The 17,492-nt window shown below is 71.5% G+C and carries 19 protein-coding genes and 1 pseudogene; 9 read left to right on the forward strand and 11 right to left on the reverse strand.

Annotated features, from left to right (window positions below; all coding sequences use genetic code 11):
• Positions 1 to 251: 251 nt before the first annotated feature.
• The 3 genes and pseudogenes from ACWGKQ_RS15645 to lnt form a co-directional block, all read left to right on the forward strand.
• Positions 252 to 509: pseudogene (locus ACWGKQ_RS15645) on the forward strand (adenylyltransferase/cytidyltransferase family protein); the annotation flags it as partial.
• Positions 510 to 995: 486 nt separating this feature from the next.
• Positions 996 to 1,481, forward strand: a complete 486-nt coding sequence (locus tag ACWGKQ_RS15650; protein ID WP_453292499.1) for a nuclear transport factor 2 family protein — start codon at positions 996 to 998, stop codon at positions 1,479 to 1,481.
• Between the two features lie 76 nt (positions 1,482 to 1,557).
• Positions 1,558 to 3,132 (forward strand): apolipoprotein N-acyltransferase, encoded by a 1,575-nt coding sequence (gene lnt, locus ACWGKQ_RS15655; protein ID WP_453292460.1) that lies wholly within the window; start codon positions 1,558 to 1,560, stop codon positions 3,130 to 3,132.
• Here lnt and ACWGKQ_RS15660 read toward each other — a convergent pair.
• Entirely contained in the window at positions 3,050 to 3,961 is a 912-nt protein-coding gene (locus tag ACWGKQ_RS15660) for a Gfo/Idh/MocA family protein (protein ID WP_453292461.1), read from the reverse strand. The genes lnt and ACWGKQ_RS15660 overlap by 83 nt on opposite strands.
• 96 nt (positions 3,962 to 4,057) lie before the next feature.
• Here ACWGKQ_RS15660 and ACWGKQ_RS15665 point away from each other — a divergent pair, with 96 nt between their 5' ends.
• Both ACWGKQ_RS15665 and ACWGKQ_RS15670 read left to right on the forward strand, forming a co-directional pair.
• Complete coding sequence (locus ACWGKQ_RS15665; protein ID WP_453292462.1) at positions 4,058 to 4,570, forward strand: DinB family protein; 513 nt, start codon at positions 4,058 to 4,060, stop codon at positions 4,568 to 4,570.
• A 112-nt stretch (positions 4,571 to 4,682) separates the two neighbouring features.
• Complete coding sequence (locus ACWGKQ_RS15670; protein WP_453292463.1) at positions 4,683 to 5,171, forward strand: hypothetical protein; 489 nt, start codon at positions 4,683 to 4,685, stop codon at positions 5,169 to 5,171.
• Positions 5,172 to 5,252: 81 nt separating this feature from the next.
• Here ACWGKQ_RS15670 and ACWGKQ_RS15675 read toward each other — a convergent pair whose 3' ends face one another.
• The 7 genes from ACWGKQ_RS15675 to ACWGKQ_RS15705 all read right to left on the reverse strand — a co-directional run bounded on the left by ACWGKQ_RS15675 (position 5,253) and on the right by ACWGKQ_RS15705 (position 11,424).
• Positions 5,253 to 5,756, reverse strand: a complete 504-nt coding sequence (locus ACWGKQ_RS15675) for a hypothetical protein (protein ID WP_453292464.1) — start codon at positions 5,754 to 5,756, stop codon at positions 5,253 to 5,255.
• 196 nt (positions 5,757 to 5,952) lie between these two features.
• Positions 5,953 to 6,639, reverse strand: a complete 687-nt coding sequence (ung, locus tag ACWGKQ_RS15680; RefSeq protein WP_453292500.1) for a uracil-DNA glycosylase — start codon at positions 6,637 to 6,639, stop codon at positions 5,953 to 5,955.
• A 93-nt stretch (positions 6,640 to 6,732) separates the two neighbouring features.
• Positions 6,733 to 8,310, reverse strand: coding sequence for an ABC transporter substrate-binding protein (locus ACWGKQ_RS15685; RefSeq protein WP_453292465.1), 1,578 nt, complete (start codon positions 8,308 to 8,310; stop codon positions 6,733 to 6,735).
• Between the two features lie 211 nt (positions 8,311 to 8,521).
• Positions 8,522 to 9,283, reverse strand: coding sequence for an SDR family oxidoreductase (locus tag ACWGKQ_RS15690; RefSeq protein ID WP_453292466.1), 762 nt, complete (start codon positions 9,281 to 9,283; stop codon positions 8,522 to 8,524).
• Between the two features lie 31 nt (positions 9,284 to 9,314).
• A complete protein-coding gene (gene fabG, locus ACWGKQ_RS15695; RefSeq protein ID WP_453292467.1) occupies positions 9,315 to 10,076 on the reverse strand; it encodes a 3-oxoacyl-ACP reductase FabG in 762 nt (253 codons plus the stop codon).
• Positions 10,077 to 10,213: 137 nt separating this feature from the next.
• Positions 10,214 to 10,630 carry a DUF3037 domain-containing protein gene (locus ACWGKQ_RS15700; protein ID WP_453292501.1) on the reverse strand — a complete coding sequence of 139 codons (417 nt, stop codon included), beginning with the start codon at positions 10,628 to 10,630 and terminating at the stop codon, positions 10,214 to 10,216.
• Between the two features lie 29 nt (positions 10,631 to 10,659).
• Positions 10,660 to 11,424 (reverse strand): HipA family kinase, encoded by a 765-nt coding sequence (locus tag ACWGKQ_RS15705; protein ID WP_453292468.1) that lies wholly within the window; start codon positions 11,422 to 11,424, stop codon positions 10,660 to 10,662.
• 203 nt (positions 11,425 to 11,627) lie between these two features.
• Here ACWGKQ_RS15705 and ACWGKQ_RS15710 point away from each other — a divergent pair, with 203 nt between their 5' ends.
• Positions 11,628 to 12,125: a Rieske (2Fe-2S) protein gene (locus tag ACWGKQ_RS15710; protein WP_453292469.1), complete on the forward strand. Its 498-nt coding sequence runs from the start codon at positions 11,628 to 11,630 to the stop codon at positions 12,123 to 12,125.
• 3 nt (positions 12,126 to 12,128) lie between these two features.
• Here the strand turns inward: ACWGKQ_RS15710 and ACWGKQ_RS15715 are convergent, their stop codons facing one another.
• Positions 12,129 to 12,776, reverse strand: a complete 648-nt coding sequence (locus ACWGKQ_RS15715) for a cysteine hydrolase (protein WP_453292470.1) — start codon at positions 12,774 to 12,776, stop codon at positions 12,129 to 12,131.
• An 82-nt stretch (positions 12,777 to 12,858) separates the two neighbouring features.
• On the opposite strand from ACWGKQ_RS15715, the gene ACWGKQ_RS15720 reads away from it, so the two are divergent.
• Complete coding sequence (locus ACWGKQ_RS15720) at positions 12,859 to 13,326, forward strand: pyridoxamine 5'-phosphate oxidase family protein (protein WP_453292471.1); 468 nt, start codon at positions 12,859 to 12,861, stop codon at positions 13,324 to 13,326.
• Positions 13,327 to 13,346: 20 nt separating this feature from the next.
• On the opposite strand, the gene ACWGKQ_RS15725 is transcribed toward ACWGKQ_RS15720, so the two are convergent.
• Positions 13,347 to 14,249, reverse strand: a complete 903-nt coding sequence (locus tag ACWGKQ_RS15725) for a LysR family transcriptional regulator (protein ID WP_453292472.1) — start codon at positions 14,247 to 14,249, stop codon at positions 13,347 to 13,349.
• A gap of 74 nt (positions 14,250 to 14,323) precedes the next feature.
• Here ACWGKQ_RS15725 and ACWGKQ_RS15730 point away from each other — a divergent pair, with 74 nt between their 5' ends.
• Entirely contained in the window at positions 14,324 to 15,340 is a 1,017-nt protein-coding gene (locus ACWGKQ_RS15730; RefSeq protein ID WP_453292473.1) for a DMT family transporter, read from the forward strand.
• A 25-nt stretch (positions 15,341 to 15,365) separates the two neighbouring features.
• On the opposite strand, the gene ACWGKQ_RS15735 is transcribed toward ACWGKQ_RS15730, so the two are convergent.
• The gene (locus tag ACWGKQ_RS15735) at positions 15,366 to 16,697 is read right to left on the reverse strand and encodes an aminotransferase class I/II-fold pyridoxal phosphate-dependent enzyme (protein WP_453292474.1); all 1,332 of its coding nucleotides are present in this window, start codon (positions 16,695 to 16,697) and stop codon (positions 15,366 to 15,368) included.
• A 36-nt stretch (positions 16,698 to 16,733) separates the two neighbouring features.
• On the opposite strand from ACWGKQ_RS15735, the gene ACWGKQ_RS15740 reads away from it, so the two are divergent.
• The gene (locus tag ACWGKQ_RS15740) at positions 16,734 to 17,423 is read left to right on the forward strand and encodes a pyridoxamine 5'-phosphate oxidase family protein (protein ID WP_453292475.1); all 690 of its coding nucleotides are present in this window, start codon (positions 16,734 to 16,736) and stop codon (positions 17,421 to 17,423) included.
• Positions 17,424 to 17,492: the final 69 nt, after the last annotated feature.

The following is a 17,492-nucleotide window of genomic DNA, read 5'->3' on the forward strand; positions in this document are numbered from 1 at the left end:
GCATCTTGAGCTTCTGCCAGCGGTGTTGACGGATGTGGCAGCCCATGACTCGGGCGCGCGAAGGGGAGACGTGCTGACCGAGATCGTGGTGGCAGCGATCGGCGCCGCGGGCACACTCGCAGTCGCCTACCGCTGGTGACCCTCAGCAAGCATCGTGGCTACGTCAAGGGACTTGCCGGACTGCAAGCGAACGATCAACATGCTGTCGGGGCGACGTCGAAGCCAGGTCACCTGGTCGGCTCGCGAGACGTATGACGCATCCGCAGGGAAGACCTCCGGAGACATGGACAGCCCTCAGCACTTCGCCGGCCAGTACCACCCCGAGCACTCCAACGAATCCTGTGAACCCGATACTCCCATTACTCTTCCCAGGATCCTTCGACCCGGTCACTCAAGGGCACCAGGACGTACACCGGCGCGCAGCCCTCCTGTTCGACGAAGTCGTCGTGTGCGTGATGTCCAATGCGAACAAGACCGGCCGCTTTCCCGTCACGGAACGGCTGGACCGGCTCCGCGCGGCAACAACCGACTTGAGCAACGTCACGGTCGACTCCCACACCGGCGGCCTGCGGAATCGACGTCGTCATCCGCGGAGTCCGCGGCGTCGCCGACCTGGACCACGAAATGCCGATGGCCCGCATGAAACACGAACTGGCCGGAGTCGAAACCTTCTTCATCGCTGCAGACCCCGCCCTGACCCACAGCTCCTCCACCCTCGTGAGCGGGCTTCTTCTGTCTGGGCCGATGCGGAAGTCGTAGCGGGTGTCGCAGTCACCGTGGTGGGCCGCGTTGCTCGCCGTGTGTCCCAGGTACCGGGGTGGCAGGGCCTGGCGGTGATCGTGGAGGCTGTGGGGCGGGCAGGGGTACGGAACCTGGGTTCTTGTTCGACCGGGTGGCCGTTCGTATGCCCGGGGTCGGGGGTGCTTTGGTTCGAACATCACCGAATATCGCCCGGGCCCCTTGGCTCCGCCCGCCCCGTGCCCAACACTGAGCCGATGACGCAGCGCGTGGAGCTCGCGACCGTGATGGACCGGCTGGCCGTGGACGAGATGGTCACCGAGTACGCGGCGGCCGTCGACGACGGTGACTGGACGGCGTACCGGAGGCTGTTCGCGGCGGACGGGCGGGCCGACTACCGCTCCGCCGGCGGGATCGAGGGCGATGCCGGGCAGGTCGCCGGGTGGCTCGCGGAGAACCTGACCCTCTTCTCGATGCGGCAGCATCTGATCGTCAACCGCCTGGTGCGGTTCGGGATCCTGGACCACGACACCGGCGACACCGCCCACCTCCGGGCCGACTACGTCAACCCCATGCGGTTCGCCGGCGGCGACGCCGCCTCCACCGCGCCGGACTTCGTGTGCGGCGGCCGCTACTCCTTCGCTTTCGTGCGCACCGGGGACGGCTGGCGGCTGCGCCAGGTGGTCGTCGAGGAGAGGTGGCGCCGGCTGCCCGAGCCGCGCGTGCTCGCCGTTCCCGACTGAGCCCGCTCCCATGCCCCCTGTCGGAGATCCCGTCCGGTCCCGCACACTGGAAGGACCCGCAGGCAGGAGGCGATGGATGAGGACCGTCGAGCGCTGGCTCACCTCCCCGTGGCGGCGTTCCTGCGTCGGGGCGCTGGCCGGCGCCCTGCCGGTGCTGGCCTTCCCGGCGCCGTCGCTGTGGTGGTTCGCCTATGTCGCGCTGGTCCCCTGGCTGCTGCTGGCCCGGTCGGCGCCGACCGGGCGGCGGGCGGCGTACGACGGCTGGTGCGGCGGGTTCGGGTTCATGGTCGCCGTGCACCACTGGCTGCTGCCGAGCCTGAGCGTCTTCATCTTCCTGATCGCCGGGCTGCTGAGCGTGCTCTGGGCGCCCTGGGGCTGGGTGACGCGCCGGCTGCTGGGCGGGGTGCCGTCGCCGGGGCGGGCCGCGGTCGCGGTGCTGGTGCTGCCGTCGGGCTGGCTGATGGTGGAGCTGGCGCGGTCCTGGCAGGGGCTCGGCGGGCCGTGGGGCATGCTGGGCGCGACCCAGTGGCAGGTGACACCGGCGCTGCGGCTGGCCTCGGTCGGCGGGGTGTGGCTGCTGAGCTTCCTGGTGGTGGCCGTCAATGTCGCGGTCACCGTGCTCATATCCGTGCGGGAGGCACGCGTGCCCGCGGTGGCCTCGCTGGTGGCGACGGCCGCCGCGACCTCCGCGGCCTGGGTGTGGGCACCGCACCCGGACGTCGACGGGCATGTCCGCATCGCCGTCGTCCAGCCGGGCATCGTCGACGGCACCGACAGCGGCGACCGGCGGTTCGACAGGGAGGAGCAGCTGACCCGGCAACTGGCCGGACAGCATCCGGACCTGATCGTCTGGGGCGAGAGCAGTGTCGGGTACGACCTCGGTGACCGGCCCGATCTCGCGCGCCGGATCGCCGCCCTCTCCCGGGCGACCGGCGCGGACATCCTGGTCAACGTCGACGCCCGGCGCTCCGACCGGCCCGGCATCTACAAGAGCTCCATCCTGGTGGGCGCCGACGGCCCGACCGACGAGCGGTACGACAAGATGCGCCTGGTGCCGTTCGGCGAGTACATACCGGCCCGCTCGCTGCTCGGCTGGGCCACCTCGGTCGGCAAGGCGGCCGGCGAGGACCGGCGGCGCGGCACCGAGCAGGTGGTGATGAACGTCGGCCACGGGCTGCGGATCGGCCCGATGATCTGTTTCGAGACGGCCTTCCCCGACATGAGCCGGCATCTGGCCCAGGACGGCGCGCAGGTGCTGATCGGCCAGTCGTCGACGTCCACCTTCCAGGACAGCTGGGCCCCCGAGCAGCACGCCTCGCTGGCCGCGCTCCGGGCCGCCGAGACCGGCCGCACGATGGTGCACGCCACGCTGACCGGGGTCTCCGCCGTCTACAGCCCGGGCGGCGAGCGCATCGGCCCGTGGCTGGGCACCGACGCGAGCACCGCCCGGGTCTACGAGGTGCCGATCGCCCGCGGCGTCACCCCGTTCGTGCGGTACGGCGACTGGCCGGTGGGCGGCGCGCTGCTGGTGCTGTCCGCCTACTTCCTGGCCGAGGGGCTGCGGACGGTCAGGCTGCGCCGGGGTGCCGCCGAACCTCTCGTACCACCTGCTCGCACAGTTCGTGAGTCGCCAGTGCGTCCCGGGCGCTGAGCACCTTCCCGGCGCGGACCGCGTCCAGGAAGGCGAGGACGGCCTGTTCGATGCCGCGCTGCCGGGCGACCGGCACCCAGTCGCCGCGCCGCCGGACCGTCGGCTGCCCCTTGTGGTCGATCACCTCGGCGAGGTTGAGGACCTGGCGCTTGGTGTCCTGCCCGGAGACCTCCAGGATCTCCTCCGCCGAGCCGCTGAGCCTGTTCATCACACCGAGCGCGGTGAAGCCCTCCCCGGCGAGCTGGAGCACCACGTGGTGCAGCAGGCCGTCGGCGACCCGGGCGCGGACGGTCACGTCCTCGACCGGGCCGGGGGCGAGGAAGCGCAGGGTGTCGACGACGTGGATGAAGTCGTCGAGGATCATCGTGCGGGGCTCCTCGGGCAGCCCGATGCGGTTCTTCTGCATCAGGATCAGCTCGCGCGGGTGGTCGGCGCACTGCACGTAGCCGGGGGCGTGGCGCCGGTTGAAGCCGACGAACAGCGACACGTCCCGCGCCTCGGCGAGCGCGACGAGCCGCTCGGAGTCGGCGAGCCGGTAGGCCAGGGGCTTGTCGACGTACGTGGGTACGCCCGCCTCCAGCAGCCGGGTGACGATCTCGGGGTGGGCGACGGTGGCCGCGTGCACGAAGGCTGCGTCGAGGTCCTGGGCGAGGAGGTCGTCGAGGGTCGTGTGCCGGCGGCCGGCGGGCAGGCGGAGGCTGTCGGCGACCCTGGCGAGGGTGGCGGGGGTGCGGGTCTGGAGGTGGAGTTCGAGCCCCGGCTGCGTGGCCAGCACCGGCAGGTACGCCTTCTGCGCGATGTCGCCGAGTCCGATGCAGCCGACCTTCACTGGCGTTCTCCTCGCGGTGGTCCACGTGTCCTGTGCGGCAGCATACGGCCCGATAATCCGTGGTGGGATCGGCCGGGGTGGGCCAGGATGCCGGGCATGACGACCGAACGCCGTATGCCCGCCGTCGACGCCGGCGAACGCACCATGCTGGAGGGCTGGTTGGAGTTCCACCGGCAGACCCTCGCCGTGAAGTGCGAGGGCCTGACCGACGCCCAGCTGCGGACCGCCTCCGTGGAGCCCTCCCCGCTGTCCCTGATGGGGCTGGTGCGGCACATGGCGGACGTGGAGCGGTCCTGGTACCGCAGGGTCCTGGGCGACGAGGCGGCGCCGCCGCTGTACTGGAGCGAGGAGGACGTGGACGGCGAGTTCCGGCTCACCGAGGCGGACACCTGGCAGGAGGCGTACACGGCCTGGCAGGCCGAGATCGGGGCCGCCCGGCAGGCCGCGGCCGGCTTCGGTCTTGACGACCTCTCCAAGGGCCGCCACCGCCGCACCGGCAAGCAGATCAGCCTGCGCTGGATCCACACCCACATGATCGAGGAGTACGCCCGGCACAACGGCCACGCCGATCTGATCCGGGAGCGGATCGACGGCGCGACCGGCGACTGACGTCAGCCTCGCACCCGCCCGTCCCTCGTACGGGGCACGAGATCACCCGTGCGGGGCACCAAAGTCCTGTCGACGGTGTCAACACCCGTGCCGACCCAGCAGAGTTGCCCGGGTGCATCGAACGACGACCACCGCAGCGCTCCTGGTCACCGTGGCCGTCTCGGCCCTCTCCGGCTGTGTGACGGTCCAGCGCCCCGTGGCGCCCGGTCCGCCTCCGGGTACGGCGCCCTCGCTGCCGTCGGTGCCCCGCCCGGACGGCAGTGCCGAGCCGAGGGTGGTACAGGCGCCGGTCAAGGAGGCCCTGGAGATGGTCGGCCCGTCCCGTCCGGCCCACCGGTCCGCACCGGCCGTCCCCCGCGCCCCCGCGCCCCTTCCGCCGGCCCACCACCACCGCCCGCCGGCGGCCCCGCGCGCCGCCACTGCCCACCCTCACGCCCACCCGCACACCGCCCACCGGTCGCACAGCCCGCAGGCCGAGCACCCGGACTTCTCCCGTTCCGCCCCGAAGCCCCCGGACGTGTGCGCCCTCGGCGAGCAGTACGGCGGCTGGGCCGCGGACAGCACACAGGCACGCGTCTGCAAACAGACGTACGGGCACTGAGCCGGCAGACGGCAGGACGGGCGCTTGGACAGCAGACGGCACGGCACAGCACAGCACAGCGCGGCGCTTCCGGCGGAGCGCTCAGCTCGGCCGCTGCCGCGGTGGGCCCCAGGACTCGCCGCCCGGGCCGCCGTCGTCGTCGCCGAGTCGCAGTTCCAGGCGGGTGATCGCGGCCCGGACGCCGTCGCCGTACCCGTCGTCGCCGAGCACGGCGGCCGCGCCGCGGGCCCGGTGCAGGTGGCTGCGGGCGGCCTCGGTGCGGCCGAGCTTCACGTAGTCGGCGGCGAGGTTCAGGTGCAGGGAGGGGTAGAAGCCGCGCAGCCCCACGGCTCCCTCCGCCTCGTCCGCCGCCGACAACGCCCGCAGGTCCCAGGCGAGTTCGTCGGACGGGTCGTCCTGGGTGTCGGCCAGGTAGTGGGCCAGGGTGCAGCGGTGCAGCGGCTGGCCGTGCGCGCCGATCTCCGTCCACAGGTCGAGCAGGCGCCGGCGGGCCTCCTCCCGGTCCCCGGCGTGGTGCAGCATCACGACCTGCCCGATCCGCGTGAGCACGGCATCGGGTGCCGTACGCTCCTGTCGCTCCGCCACGGGGCCCTCCGGGCTGTAAGCCGTTGTGTGCTGCCGACGCTAGACGGCGCCGCCTGTTTTCATCGTCAGGCGGCGCCGTGGGACCGCGGGCCGGCGGTGGCTGGTCGCGCCCACGCGGCGGAGCCGCACATCGGCACAGCCCCGCGCCCCCAAGGGGTTGTCCCCCGGTCGGCTTCGAGGCGCCCTCTGTACTTGCTCAGCCCAGGTCGGGAATCCGCCAGTCGATCGCCTCATGGCCCTGGGCCGCGACCGCCTCGTTGATCTTGGTGAACGGGCGGGTGCCGAAGAACTTCGCGGCGGAGAGCGGGGACGGGTGCGCGCTCTGGATCACCACGTGCCGGGTCTCGTCGATCAGCCGGGCCTTCTTCTGCGCGTAGCCGCCCCAGAGGACGAAGACCGCCGGGTCGGACCGCTCGGCGACGGCCCGGATCACCGCGTCCGTGAACTTCTCCCAGCCCTTGTTCTTGTGCGAGTTGGCCTCACCGGCGCGGACCGTCAGGACCGCGTTGAGCAGCAGCACGCCCTGCCGGGCCCACGGCATCAGGTAGCCGTTGTCCGGCGCCTTCTCCCAGCCCAGTTCCTCGCGCATCTCCTTGTAGATGTTCCGCAGGGACGGCGGGATCCGCACCCCGGGACGCACGGAGAAGCACAGGCCGTGGCCCTGGCCCTCGCCGTGGTACGGGTCCTGACCGAGGATGAACACCTTGACCTGGTCGTACGGCGTCGCCTCCAGCGCGGCGAAGACCTCCTCGCGCGGCGGATAGACGGGGCCCTTCGCCCGCTCCTCCTCGACGAACTCGGTCAGCTCCTTGAAGTAGGGCTGCTGAAGCTCGTCACCCAGAACCCCGCGCCAGGACTCGGGCAGCATGGCGATGTCGGTCACGTCAACGTCCTCACGAATTGCGGTCACTTGCAGATCCTGCTGATACCGAAAAACCTACAGGCGACCACTGACAACCGGTGCCGGACGGCGGTTTCACCAGCTGGTCTTGCGGTGCAGCTCCCACATCATCATGATCGTCGACGGGTCGAGAGCCTGTTCGCCGCCGGAGATGTCGTCGCTGGCCGCGATGTACTGCCGCCCCTGCCACAGCGGGATCAGCCGGGCGTCGTTGACGAGGATCTGCTGGGCCTCCTCGAAGTCCTTGACGGCCTCGCTGCGGTCGCTCTCGCTGCGCGTCTCGGGCAGCAGCTTGCCGGTGATCACGGGTGACGGGTAGGGCGTGCCGAGGGCGTTCTGCTCACCGACGAAGGGGGCGATGAAGTTGTCGGCGTCGGGGAAGTCCGGGAACCAGCCGCGGCCGAACACCGGGTACTCGCCCTTCTGGTAGCCGACGACGTACGTCTTCCAGGGCCGGCTCCTGAGGGTGATGGAGAACAGCCCCGAGTCGTCGAGTTGTTGCTTGAGCTCCTTGAACATCTGAGCGGTCTCGGAGCCGTAGCGGTCGGTGGTGTACCAGAAGGTGAGCGGGACGCGCTGGGTGATGCCGGCGTCGGCGAGGATCTGGTGGGCCCTGGAGGTGCTGGGGTCGCCGTAGTCGTCGAAGAAGCCGGTGGTGTGGCCGGTCAGGCCCGCCGGGACCATGGAGTACAGCGGGTCGACGGTGTCCTTGTAGACCGTGTGGGCGATCGCGGCACGGTCGACGAGCTGGGCGACGGCCTTGCGCACGGCGGGCAGCTTGGCCCACGGGTCCTTGGGGTTGAACACCAGGTAACTGATGTCGGTGCCGGTGCCGTCGATCAGCTGCAGGTCCGTGCTGGAGTGCGCCTGCAGGGCGACGATGTCGGAGGCGGCGAGGCCGCGGTAGGTGACGTCGATGTCCCCGGACCGCAGGGCCTTGACCATGGTGGCCGAGTCCTGGAAGTAGCGGATGGTCACCGCGTCGTTCTGCCGTTTGGCGAAGCCCAGGTAGTTGTCGTTGCGGACCAGCTCGGCCCGCTTGCCCTCGTCGTAGGACTTGAGGGTGTACGGCCCCGAGCCCTGCACGGAGTCGTCCTTGCGCAGCGCGTGGGCGGGGTAGTCGTCGGGGTCGACGATCGACATGGCCGGGGTGGCGAGCACGAACGGGAAGGTGGTGTCGGCCTTGTTGAGGTGGAAGACCACCTCGCGGTCGCCGATGGCCTGCACCCGGTCGAGGCTGCCGAGCAGTCCGGCGGGGCCGCTGGGCGCGTTGATGGTCCGGATCCGGTCGATGGAGTACTTGACTGCCTGGGCGTCGAGCTTGTCGCCGTCGGCGAACTTCAGTCCTGAGCGCAGTACGCAGCGGTAGGTGCGGTCGCCGGAGCCCGTGAAGGCGCAGTTCTGCGCGGCGTCGGGCTGCGGGGTGGTGGCGCCGTCGGGGTAGGCGAGCAGCGTCTGGTAGATGTTCCGGAACAGCTCCCAGGAGCCGTCCCACGAGCCCGCCGGGTCAAGGGTGCTGGGGGCGCTGGTCGTCCCGACGACGATCGGCCCGCTGTTGGCCTCGCTGCTGCTGGAGAACACACCGCACCCGGCCACCAGGGATATGGACGCGACCGCGGCGACTCTTCGCAGGCCTCGGTTCCGGTTGAACACGCGCGCACTCCTCGATCCGCCATACCAGGGGTCGGCGGCAGACCTTACCGCAGCGTTGCGCGCCTTGAAGCACCCCGGAAACACGGGCGTTGATCGAATGTGCTATGACGACGTTGTCATGTGGCTGTGCAGATCCTGTACGACCGTCCGGGCGCCGATTTCCTCACACTTGCGGCAAATATCTGTGACGAAAACGACGCCCGACGGTCCGTCAGGCCATCCCGGCGTTCAGGAAGACGCCGCCGTCGACGACGAGCGTCTGGCCGGTGATCCAGTCGGACTGCTCCGAGGTGAGGAACGCGGCGGCGCCGCCGATGTCGGAGGGCACGCCGAGCCGCTTGAGCGGGTAGCCCGCGGCGGCCTCGGCCTCCCGGCCCTCGTACAGGGCCTCGGCGAACTTGGTCTTGACGACCGCGGGGGCGATCGCGTTGACCCGGACGCCGGGGGCGAACTCGTGCGCCAGCTGCTGGGTCAGGTTGATCATCGCGGCCTTGCTGATGCCGTACGCGCCGATGAACGGCGAGGCCGACAGGCCGGCGACGGAGGCGATGTTGACGATGGCGCCGCCGTTGTCCTTCTGCCAGGCGTGCCAGGTCTTCTGGGCGAAGCCGAGGGCCGAGACCACGTTGGTCTCGAACACCTTGCGGGCCACGTCCAGGTCGACGTCGGCGATCGGGCCGAACACCGGGTTGGTGCCGGCGTTGTTGACCAGGTAGTCGACGCGGCCGAAGGCCGCCATGGTGCGCTCGACGACCTCGCTCTGGTGGGCCAGGTCGTGCGCCTTGCCGGCGATGCCGATGACGCGCTCGGCGCCGAGGCTCTCGACGGCCGCCTTGAGGGCGTCCTCGTTGCGGCCGGTGATGGCGACGCGGTCACCGCGGGCGACCAGCGCCTCGGCGACGCCGTAGCCGATGCCGCGGCTCGCGCCGGTGATGACGGCGACCTTGCCGGACAGCTCGGGCAGTTCAGTCATGTCAGTGTTCCCCAGGTTCCCCGGTGGTCATCTAGTCGAGCGGTCCGCCGGCCACGTACAGCACCTGGCCGGAGACGAAGCCCGCGGCCTCGTCGGTGAAGAAGGCGATGGCGTTGGCGATGTCCTCGGGCTCGCCGACGCGCTGCACGGGGATCTGGGTGGCCGCGGCGGCCTTGAACTCCTCGAAGCCCATCTTGACCCGCTCGGCGGTGGCCTTGGTCATCTCGGTGGCGATGAAGCCGGGGGCGACGGCGTTGGCGGTGATGCCGAACTTGCCGAGCTCGATGGCGAGGGTCTTGGTGAAGCCCTGGAGACCGGCCTTGGCGGCGGAGTAGTTGGCCTGGCCGCGGTTGCCGAGCGCCGAGGAGGAGGACAGGTTGACCACGCGTCCCCAGCCGGCCTCGACCATGTGCTGCTGGACGGCCTTGGTCATCAGGAAGGAGCCGCGCAGGTGCACGTTGAGGACCGTGTCCCAGTCGGACGCGGACATCTTGAACAGCAGGTTGTCGCGGAGCACGCCGGCGTTGTTGACCAGGATGGTCGGGGCACCCAGCTCCTCGACGACCCGCGCGATCGCGGCGGCGACCTGGGCCTCGTCGGAGACGTCGGCGCCGACCGCGATCGCCTTGCCGCCGGCCGCGGTGATCTTCTCGACGGTGTCCTTGCAGGCGGCCTCGTCGAGGTCGATCACGGCGACCGCACGGCCCTCGGCGGCCAGTCGTACGGCGGTGGCGGCGCCGATACCGCGCGCGGCACCGGTGACGACGGCTACCCGCTGCTCAGTGCTGGACATTGCTGTTTCTCCTCGCCCTTGAGAACACCTGATCGAGAACCCGGCCGGACAGTGAGCGACCGCTTAGTACCTTCGACAGACGTGACGCTAGAAGCCCTGGCACGCGGTGTCAACGTCACACAGCGCGGTGTGATCCATTACCTCACCAGGAGGTCCAGCAACCGCTCCGTCTCGGCGGCCGGGTCGAGGGTGAGCCCGGTGTGCACGGGGCCCGGCTGCACGACGGCGGAGCGGGGCGCGACCAGCCAGCGGAAGCGCCGCCCCGGATCGTCGCCGGCCGCGCGCCCCGCCGCCGCCCCGCCCGCGCAGACGCCCTCCACCGCCGCGAGCGCGGCCCGCACCCCGGCCGGGTCGGCGTCCGGGTCCAGGGCCAGCAGCCGGGCCTCGTCCAGGTGGGTACGGGCGCCGACGTAGGCCTTGGCCCGGCAGTACACGAGCACGCCGGCGTTGATGCACTCGCCGCGCTCCACCCGGGGTACGACGCGCAGCAGGGCGTATTCGAAGACGTCCCGGTCGCCGCCCTGACCGGCCCGGGTGATGTGGCGCTCGGTCATCTGTCCGGCCACGTTGATGTGGGTCTCGCTCACTTGGCCCCCTCGATGCCGGTGATGCGCTCGTGGATGACGGCGGCCCGGGCGAGCAGCGGCCGTGCGTAGGTGCGCCGCAGGTCGTCGGGGGTGTCGAAGCCGGGCTCGTCCGCGAGCCAGACGTCCGGGATCCCGGCGGTGACCTCGGCGAGCAGGTCCTCGGTGACCCGGGGCGCCAACTCGGCTGCGGCCGCCCGGACATCGGGGCGGAACCCGCTCAGCGCGTGGTCGGCGGCGTCGTACGGGCGGGCGGCGGACGTTTCTGCCGACGGCCAGTTGTGCTGCCAGATCATCGTGGCGCCGTGGTCGATGAGCCACAGGTCGCCGTGGTGGACCAGCAGGTTGGGGTTGCGCCAGGAGCGGTCGACGTTGTTGACCAGCGCGTCGAACCAGACGATCCGCCCGGCCTCCTCGGGGCTCACCGGGAAGGCCAGCGGGTCGAAGCCGAGGGCACCGGACAGGAAGTCCATGCCGAGGTTGGTGCCGCCGCTGCCCCGCAGCAGGTCCTGCACCTGCTGCTCGGGTTCGCCGAGCCCCAGCACCGGGTCCAGTTCGACGGTGACCAGCCCGGGCATCCGGAACCCGAGCCGGCGCGCGAGTTCCCCGCAGACGACCTCGGCGACCAGTGTCTTGCGGCCCTGCCCCGCGCCCGTGAACTTCATGACGTACATCCCGAAGTCGTCGGCCTCGACGAGCCCCGGCAGCGAGCCCCCCTCACGCAGGGGCGTGATGTAGCGGGTCGCGGTGACTTCCTTGAGCATCGCCCCAGGTTACTGGGGATCCCGCGGCGCCCACGCACCCGTCCTGACCAGGCACGTCCAAGCCGACAGCGAACCGACAGCGCTGTTTTACCGAAGCCTCATGTTTAGGGGGCCACTATCTGGATGCCGTCTGAACAGGTGGTGCCCGAAGACCGTACCCCTGGACGGATCAACGAGAAGCTCCGCGGAAGGGAACCCCTCACATGACCAGCGCACCGCTCAACCCCTCGGCCAACCCGGCTCGCCGCACCGTGATGGCGGCGGCCGGAGCGGCGGGGCTCGCCGCCGCGCTGACCGCCTGCGGGTCGTCCGACGACTCGTCGAGCACCACCACCACGAACAGCAACGCGGCGGGTGGCTCCACCACCCAGGACAGCAACGGCTCGGCCGGCGGCTCCACCGCAGCGGCCGGTGGCACCGCGCTCGCCAAGACCACGGACATCCCCGAGGGCGGTGGCACGATCTACAAGGACCAGTCCGTGGTCGTCACCCAGCCGACGTCGGGCACGTACAAGGCGTTCTCGACGAAGTGCCCGCACGCCGGCTGCGCGGTGACGAGCATCGCCAACGGCGAGATCGTCTGCCCCTGTCACGGCAGCAAGTTCGCCATCGCGGACGGCAGCGTGAAGCAGGGTCCGGCGACCACCGGTCTGACGGCCGCGAACATCACGGTCGCCGGCGACCAGATATCGCTGGCCTGATCCTCAGGACCGCCGGCGCGGTCGTTTGAGGCAGCCGAGCACCTCGTCCGTGGTCGCGACCGTGGCGACCAAGGCGAGGGTGTTGCGGACCATCGCGGGGGTGTATTCGGAGGGCACTCCCGCGACGGCGTCGGCCGGGACGACGACCGTGTAGCCCCGGTTGACCGCGTCGAACACCGTGTTCGGAATGGCCACGTTGGCCGAGACACCGGTGACGACCAGGGTGCGGCAGCCGAGATTGCGCAGCAGTGCGTCGACGTCGGTGCCCTGGATCGGCGACAGGCCGTGCAGCCGTCGTACGACGAGGTCCTCCTCCGAGACCTCGACGGGGGGCGCGACGCGGACCGCCGCCGTGCCGGAGAGCTGCTGGACGGGGAGCCGTTCGGCGGCGCGGAACAGGCGGGCGTTGCGGTTCGCGCCGCGGCCGTCCGGGCGGCGTTCGGCGATCGCGTGGATCACCTGGACACCGGTGTCGTGCGCGGCGGCGACCAGGCGGGCGATGTTGTCGAGAGCCCCGGACGCCCGTGCCTCATGGGCGAGTTCGGGCAGCGCGCTCTCCGGGCCCACCACGCCCTGCTGGCACTCGACGGTGAGCAGCACGGTGCTCACCGGGTCGATGAGTTCCATGAGCCGTTCGTACGACGACGGCATGACGCCCCCTTCCGCCTTGGTGCGGGGCGGGTGACACTAACCGCCATCGCGCGGGAACGGAAGAAGACAAGAGGGGGGCCGCATGACCGTCACTCAGCGCCGGGGCCGGAAGATCATGATGACGCCCGGTGAGCTGGACGAGTTCCTCACCACACAGCGCACCTGCCGGGTCGCGACCGTCTCGGCGTCCGGCGCTCCACACGTCAGCGCCCTGTGGTTCGCCTGGGACGGCACGTCGCTGTGGCTCTACTCGGTGGTGCGCAGCCAGCGCTGGAAGGACCTCACCCGCGACCCGCGCGTGGCGGTCGTCGTCGACTCCGGTGAGGAGTACGACCAGTTGCGCGGCGTCGAGCTGAGAGGGACCGTCGAGTTCGTGGGCGAGGTCCCGCGCACCGGCGAACTGGTCGCCGAACTCGACTACATCGAGACGGTGTTCGCCCGCAAGAACTTCGGCCTGGACGAGATGCCGCACGACGGCCGGCACGCCTGGGCGCGGCTGACCCCGGCGAAGACCGCCTCCTGGGACTTCCGCAAGCTGGGTTCGGCGTAAGGCAGTTCGGGGCGGCCGGCTCAGGCGATCGCCTCGGCCGCGCCGCGCAGGGCCTGCACCGCCGCCCTGATCGAGGGGCGGCGGTCGGCGTCGGCCCGCCAGACCACGTACACATGGCGGCGCACCCGCTGTTTCAGCGGCACCATGAGAACGCCCTCCGGTACCGGGTGCCGCCCCAGCAGCGGGGCGATGCAGACTCCCAACCCGGCCGCGACCAGGTTGAGTTGCGTGTGCGTCTCGGCCGCGCGGTGCCCGACGATGGGCTCGATGCCGCGCGAGCGCAGCGTGAACATCAGCCATTCGTGGCAGAACTCGCCCTCGCCCCAGGTGATCCACTCGTCCTCGGCGAACTCCCCCAGGTCGACCTCCTCGCGGTCGGCGAGCCGGTGCCCGACCGGCAGGGCCACCTCGGCGGGGTCGTCCAGCAGGGGTGCCTTGACCAGCCCGTCGGGCAGTGGCATCGGCTTGTTGTACCAGTCCAGGACGACGGCGAGATCGAGGTCGCCGCGGACGACCCCGGCGATGCCGTTCTCCGGTTCCAGTTCGCTGGAGCGGACGCGCAGTGCCGGGTGCCGGGTGCGCAGGGCGGACAGTGCGGCCGGGAACAGGCCGCGGGCGGCCGTCGGGAAGGCGGACAGCCGGAGTTCGCCGACGACCTGGCCCCGGTGTGCCTCCAGGTCGGACTGGGCCAGCTCGACCTGGGAGAGGATCCGGGCCGCGTGCTCGGCGAGCAGCCGTCCGGCGTCGGTGAGCCGGATGCCCCGGCCGTTCTTCGCGAGGAGCTGCTGGTCCACCTCGCGCTCCAGTTTGCCCATCTGCTGCGAGACCGCGGACGTCGTGACGTGCAGGGCCTCGGCGGCCCCGCTGACCGAGCCGTGCCGGGCGAGGGCGTCCAGGGTGCGCAGGCGCTCCAGATTCAACATGTAAGCGATTCTAAGAGGTGCCAGGTGACAAATCTCGATTGTGCTACGAAGTGGGCTCCCTCATGGTGGAGGCCATGAGCACCGTGACCACTGCTGCGACCGGCGAGCCGACGCTTGCCGCCGCCCCCTCCCGCCCCCGCCTCGACTGGCGCCTGCGCTTCGGCGCCCTGTCGCTGATCTGGGGGTTCAGCTTCCTTTTCATCAAGGTGGGGACGGAGGGCTACGCCCCGTTCCAGATCACCCTGGGCAGGCTGGCGTTCGGTACGGCGGTCCTGGCGGCGGCGATGGCCGTGAAGCGGCAGCGGCTGCCGCGCGGGGCCCGCACCTGGGGGCATCTGACGGTCGCCGCGTTCCTGCTCAACGCGCTGCCGTTCTCCCTCTTCGCCTACTCGGAGCTGACGATTCCGTCCACGCTGGCCGGGATCTGCAACGCGACCTCACCGCTGTGGGGGATGGTGCTGTCGCTGGTGGCGCTGTCGGAGGACCGGCCGACGCGGGTGCGGTTCGCCGGGCTCGGCCTGGGGTTCATCGGGGTGCTGACGGTGCTGGGGGCCTGGCAGGGGTTCCACGGCCTGGACGTCACGGGGACCGCGATGGCGCTGCTGGCTTCGCTGAGCTATCCGATCGGGTGGATCTACGTCCGGCGGACGCTGGCCGGGACGGGTGACCCGCACCTGGCGATGACCGGGGCGCAGTTGCTGCTGGCGACGGTGCAACTGGCCGTGGTGACACCGTTGTTCACGTCCTTCCCGGCGCACTTCGCACTGGTCCCGCTGCTGGCGGTCGCCGCGCTGGGCACCCTGGGGACGGGACTGGCGGTACTCATCCAGTACGGGCTGGTGGCGGAGGTCGGGCCGACCACCGCCCAGATGGTCACGTACTTCATCCCGGTCATCGCCGCCGCGGCCGGGGTCGCGGTACTGGGCGAGTCGCTGCGCTGGAGCACGCCGGTGGGAGCGGTGATCGTCCTCGCGGGAGCAGCGCTCACCCAGGCGAAGCCTCGCCCCCGGGAGGGCGCGGCCCGGGGACAGTCAAGCGCCCCCGAAGGGGCGCGGGGAACTGCGCGACCAGCCCCCACCGGCCCGCGGTGAAGGAACGGCATGACCGGCGGAGCGCTCAGGCCTGGATCCGGCCCTTCGCCGGTGTCACCGCCGTCGCCACCGCCTCCGCCAACGGACCGGCCTCCTGTGGCGTGAGCGTCGAGACGGTGATGCGGATGCCCGGTGGGGTCGCCAGGCGGTAGCGGGCGCCCGGGGCCACCGCCCACCCCGCGTGCAGCAGCCGGGAGACCGCACCCGTCTCGTCCGGGACCGGGACCCAGATGTTCATGCCGCTGCGGCCGTGGGCCTCGATGCCGTGGTCCGCCAGCGCGTCGGCGAGGAGGTCACGGCGGGCCCGGTAGGCCGCCGCCACCTCCGGGCCGTTCACCGTGCCGTCGGCCCACATCCGGACCACCGTGCGCTGGAGCAGGCGGCTCACCCAGCCCGGGCCCAGGCGCTGGCGCCCCCGCACCCGGTCGACCGTGACCTCGTCGCCGGTCAGGGTGGCCAGGCGCAGGTCGGGGCCGTAGGCCTTGGCGACCGAGCGGACGAAGGCCCACTGGCGGGTGACGCCCGCCAAGGAGTGCAGGGGGAGGTCGACGATGCCGTGGCCGTGGTCGTCCTCGATCAGCAGGGTGTGCGGGTGGGCGCGCAGGACGGCCCGCAGGGCACGCGCGCGTGCGGCGCTCACCGCGGCGCCGGTGGGGTTGTGCGCCCGGGCCGTGACGATCACGGCGCGCGCCCCCGACTCCAGCGCCCGGCGCAGGGCGTCGGCACGCGGCCCCTCGTCGTCGACGGCCACCGGAACCGTGCGCAGCCCCAGCGCGGGGATCAGGTCGAGGGTGCGGCTCCAGCCGGGGTCCTCGACGGCGACCGCGTCGCCGGGCTTGAGGTGCGCCAGCAGGACGCGTTCGGCGGCGTCCAGGGAGCCCGAGGTGACGGTGAGCGGCCCGTCGGGAACGCCGTCGGCGGCCAGCTCGGTGCGCGCAATCCGCTCCAGGTCCGGCTCGACGGGGTCCACGCCGTAGAGGACCGGATCCCGGTCGCACTCGGCGGCCACCGCCGCCAGGGCCGGCGCGAGGGCGGGGAGCAGTGCGGGATCGGGGTTGCCGGAGGACAGGTCACGCACCCCGGCCGGGACGTCGACGCAGATGCTCTCCCGCCCGGTGGTGGCCGGCTTCGGCCGGACCCGGCTGCCCCGCCGGCCGGCGGTCTCGATGACCCCGCGCTCGCGCAGGGTGCGGTACGCGGCCGCGACGGTATTGGGATTCACCCCGAGCCGGCTCGCCAACTCCCGCATCGGGGGAAGCAGTTGCCCCGGCTCCAGCTCCCCGGAACCCACCGCGCGCTCGACGCTGGCCGCAATCTCTGCTGCGCCGCGACCTTCGATCGGATATTCTCCTAGCACAAACAGCATTATGCACTAGTGCAATGGAGGAATGCAATGGAGACAGCCGTACAGGGAACCGTGCCGGCCCAGCCCGCCGCGTACGAAAAGACCGGACGCACGGTCCCCACCCGCTCCGCCGAGCGGGCGTCGTACGACAAGGAACTGGTGCACGCCATCCTCGACGAGGGCTACCTCTGCCACCTCGGCTTCGTGCGCGACGGCGCGCCCGTGGTGCTGCCGACGCTGTACGGCCGGGTCGGCGAGGTCCTGTACCTGCACGGCTCGACGGGCTCGCGGCCGCTGCGGATGACCGGTCAGGCCGATCCCGGGCTCGCGGTGTGCGTGACGGTCACCCATGTCGACGGCCTCGTGCTGGCCCGCTCGGCGTTCCACCACTCGGTCAACTACCGCTCCGTGGTGGTGCACGGCATCGCCCACCAGGTCACCGACCCCGAGGAGAAGTGCCGCGCGCTGGACGCCCTGGTCGACCACGTGGTACCGGGCCGGGCCGCCGACTCCCGCCCCGCCAGCAAGAAGGAACTGGCCGCGACCGCGGTGATCCGCCTCGACCTCACCGAGGTCTCCGCCAAGACCCGCACGGGCGACGCGAACGACGAACCCGAGGACATGGACCTCCCGTACTGGGCGGGCGTGCTGCCGCTGCGGAAGGGGTACGACACTCCGATCGCCAACGGTGACCTGGCGGCGGACGTCGCGGTGCCGCAGTACATGAAGACCCGCTGATGTGCAGCGCCCCCTCGGGGGGCGGGGCCGTATCCGATGTGCGGCTCCGCCACGCGGGCGCGGCCGGCC

Source organism: Streptomyces sp. NPDC054770, assembly GCF_053611985.1.

What these genes read in the sequence shown, in the direction of transcription:
- ACWGKQ_RS15650 (WP_453292499.1), top strand. Translation starts at nt 996, where the DNA reads ATGACGCAGCGCGTGGAGCTCGCGACCGTGATGGACCGGCTGGCCGTG.
- lnt (WP_453292460.1), top strand. Translation starts at nt 1,558, where the DNA reads ATGAGGACCGTCGAGCGCTGGCTCACCTCCCCGTGGCGGCGTTCCTGC.
- ACWGKQ_RS15665 (WP_453292462.1), top strand. Translation starts at nt 4,058, where the DNA reads ATGACGACCGAACGCCGTATGCCCGCCGTCGACGCCGGCGAACGCACC.
- ACWGKQ_RS15690 (WP_453292466.1), bottom strand. Translation starts at nt 9,283, where the DNA reads ATGACTGAACTGCCCGAGCTGTCCGGCAAGGTCGCCGTCATCACCGGC.
- fabG (WP_453292467.1), bottom strand. Translation starts at nt 10,076, where the DNA reads ATGTCCAGCACTGAGCAGCGGGTAGCCGTCGTCACCGGTGCCGCGCGC.
- ACWGKQ_RS15700 (WP_453292501.1), bottom strand. Translation starts at nt 10,630, where the DNA reads ATGACCGAGCGCCACATCACCCGGGCCGGTCAGGGCGGCGACCGGGAC.
- ACWGKQ_RS15705 (WP_453292468.1), bottom strand. Translation starts at nt 11,424, where the DNA reads ATGCTCAAGGAAGTCACCGCGACCCGCTACATCACGCCCCTGCGTGAG.
- ACWGKQ_RS15710 (WP_453292469.1), top strand. Translation starts at nt 11,628, where the DNA reads ATGACCAGCGCACCGCTCAACCCCTCGGCCAACCCGGCTCGCCGCACC.
- ACWGKQ_RS15715 (WP_453292470.1), bottom strand. Translation starts at nt 12,776, where the DNA reads ATGCCGTCGTCGTACGAACGGCTCATGGAACTCATCGACCCGGTGAGC.
- ACWGKQ_RS15720 (WP_453292471.1), top strand. Translation starts at nt 12,859, where the DNA reads ATGACCGTCACTCAGCGCCGGGGCCGGAAGATCATGATGACGCCCGGT.
- ACWGKQ_RS15725 (WP_453292472.1), bottom strand. Translation starts at nt 14,249, where the DNA reads ATGTTGAATCTGGAGCGCCTGCGCACCCTGGACGCCCTCGCCCGGCAC.
- ACWGKQ_RS15730 (WP_453292473.1), top strand. Translation starts at nt 14,324, where the DNA reads ATGAGCACCGTGACCACTGCTGCGACCGGCGAGCCGACGCTTGCCGCC.
- ACWGKQ_RS15740 (WP_453292475.1), top strand. Translation starts at nt 16,734, where the DNA reads ATGGAGACAGCCGTACAGGGAACCGTGCCGGCCCAGCCCGCCGCGTAC.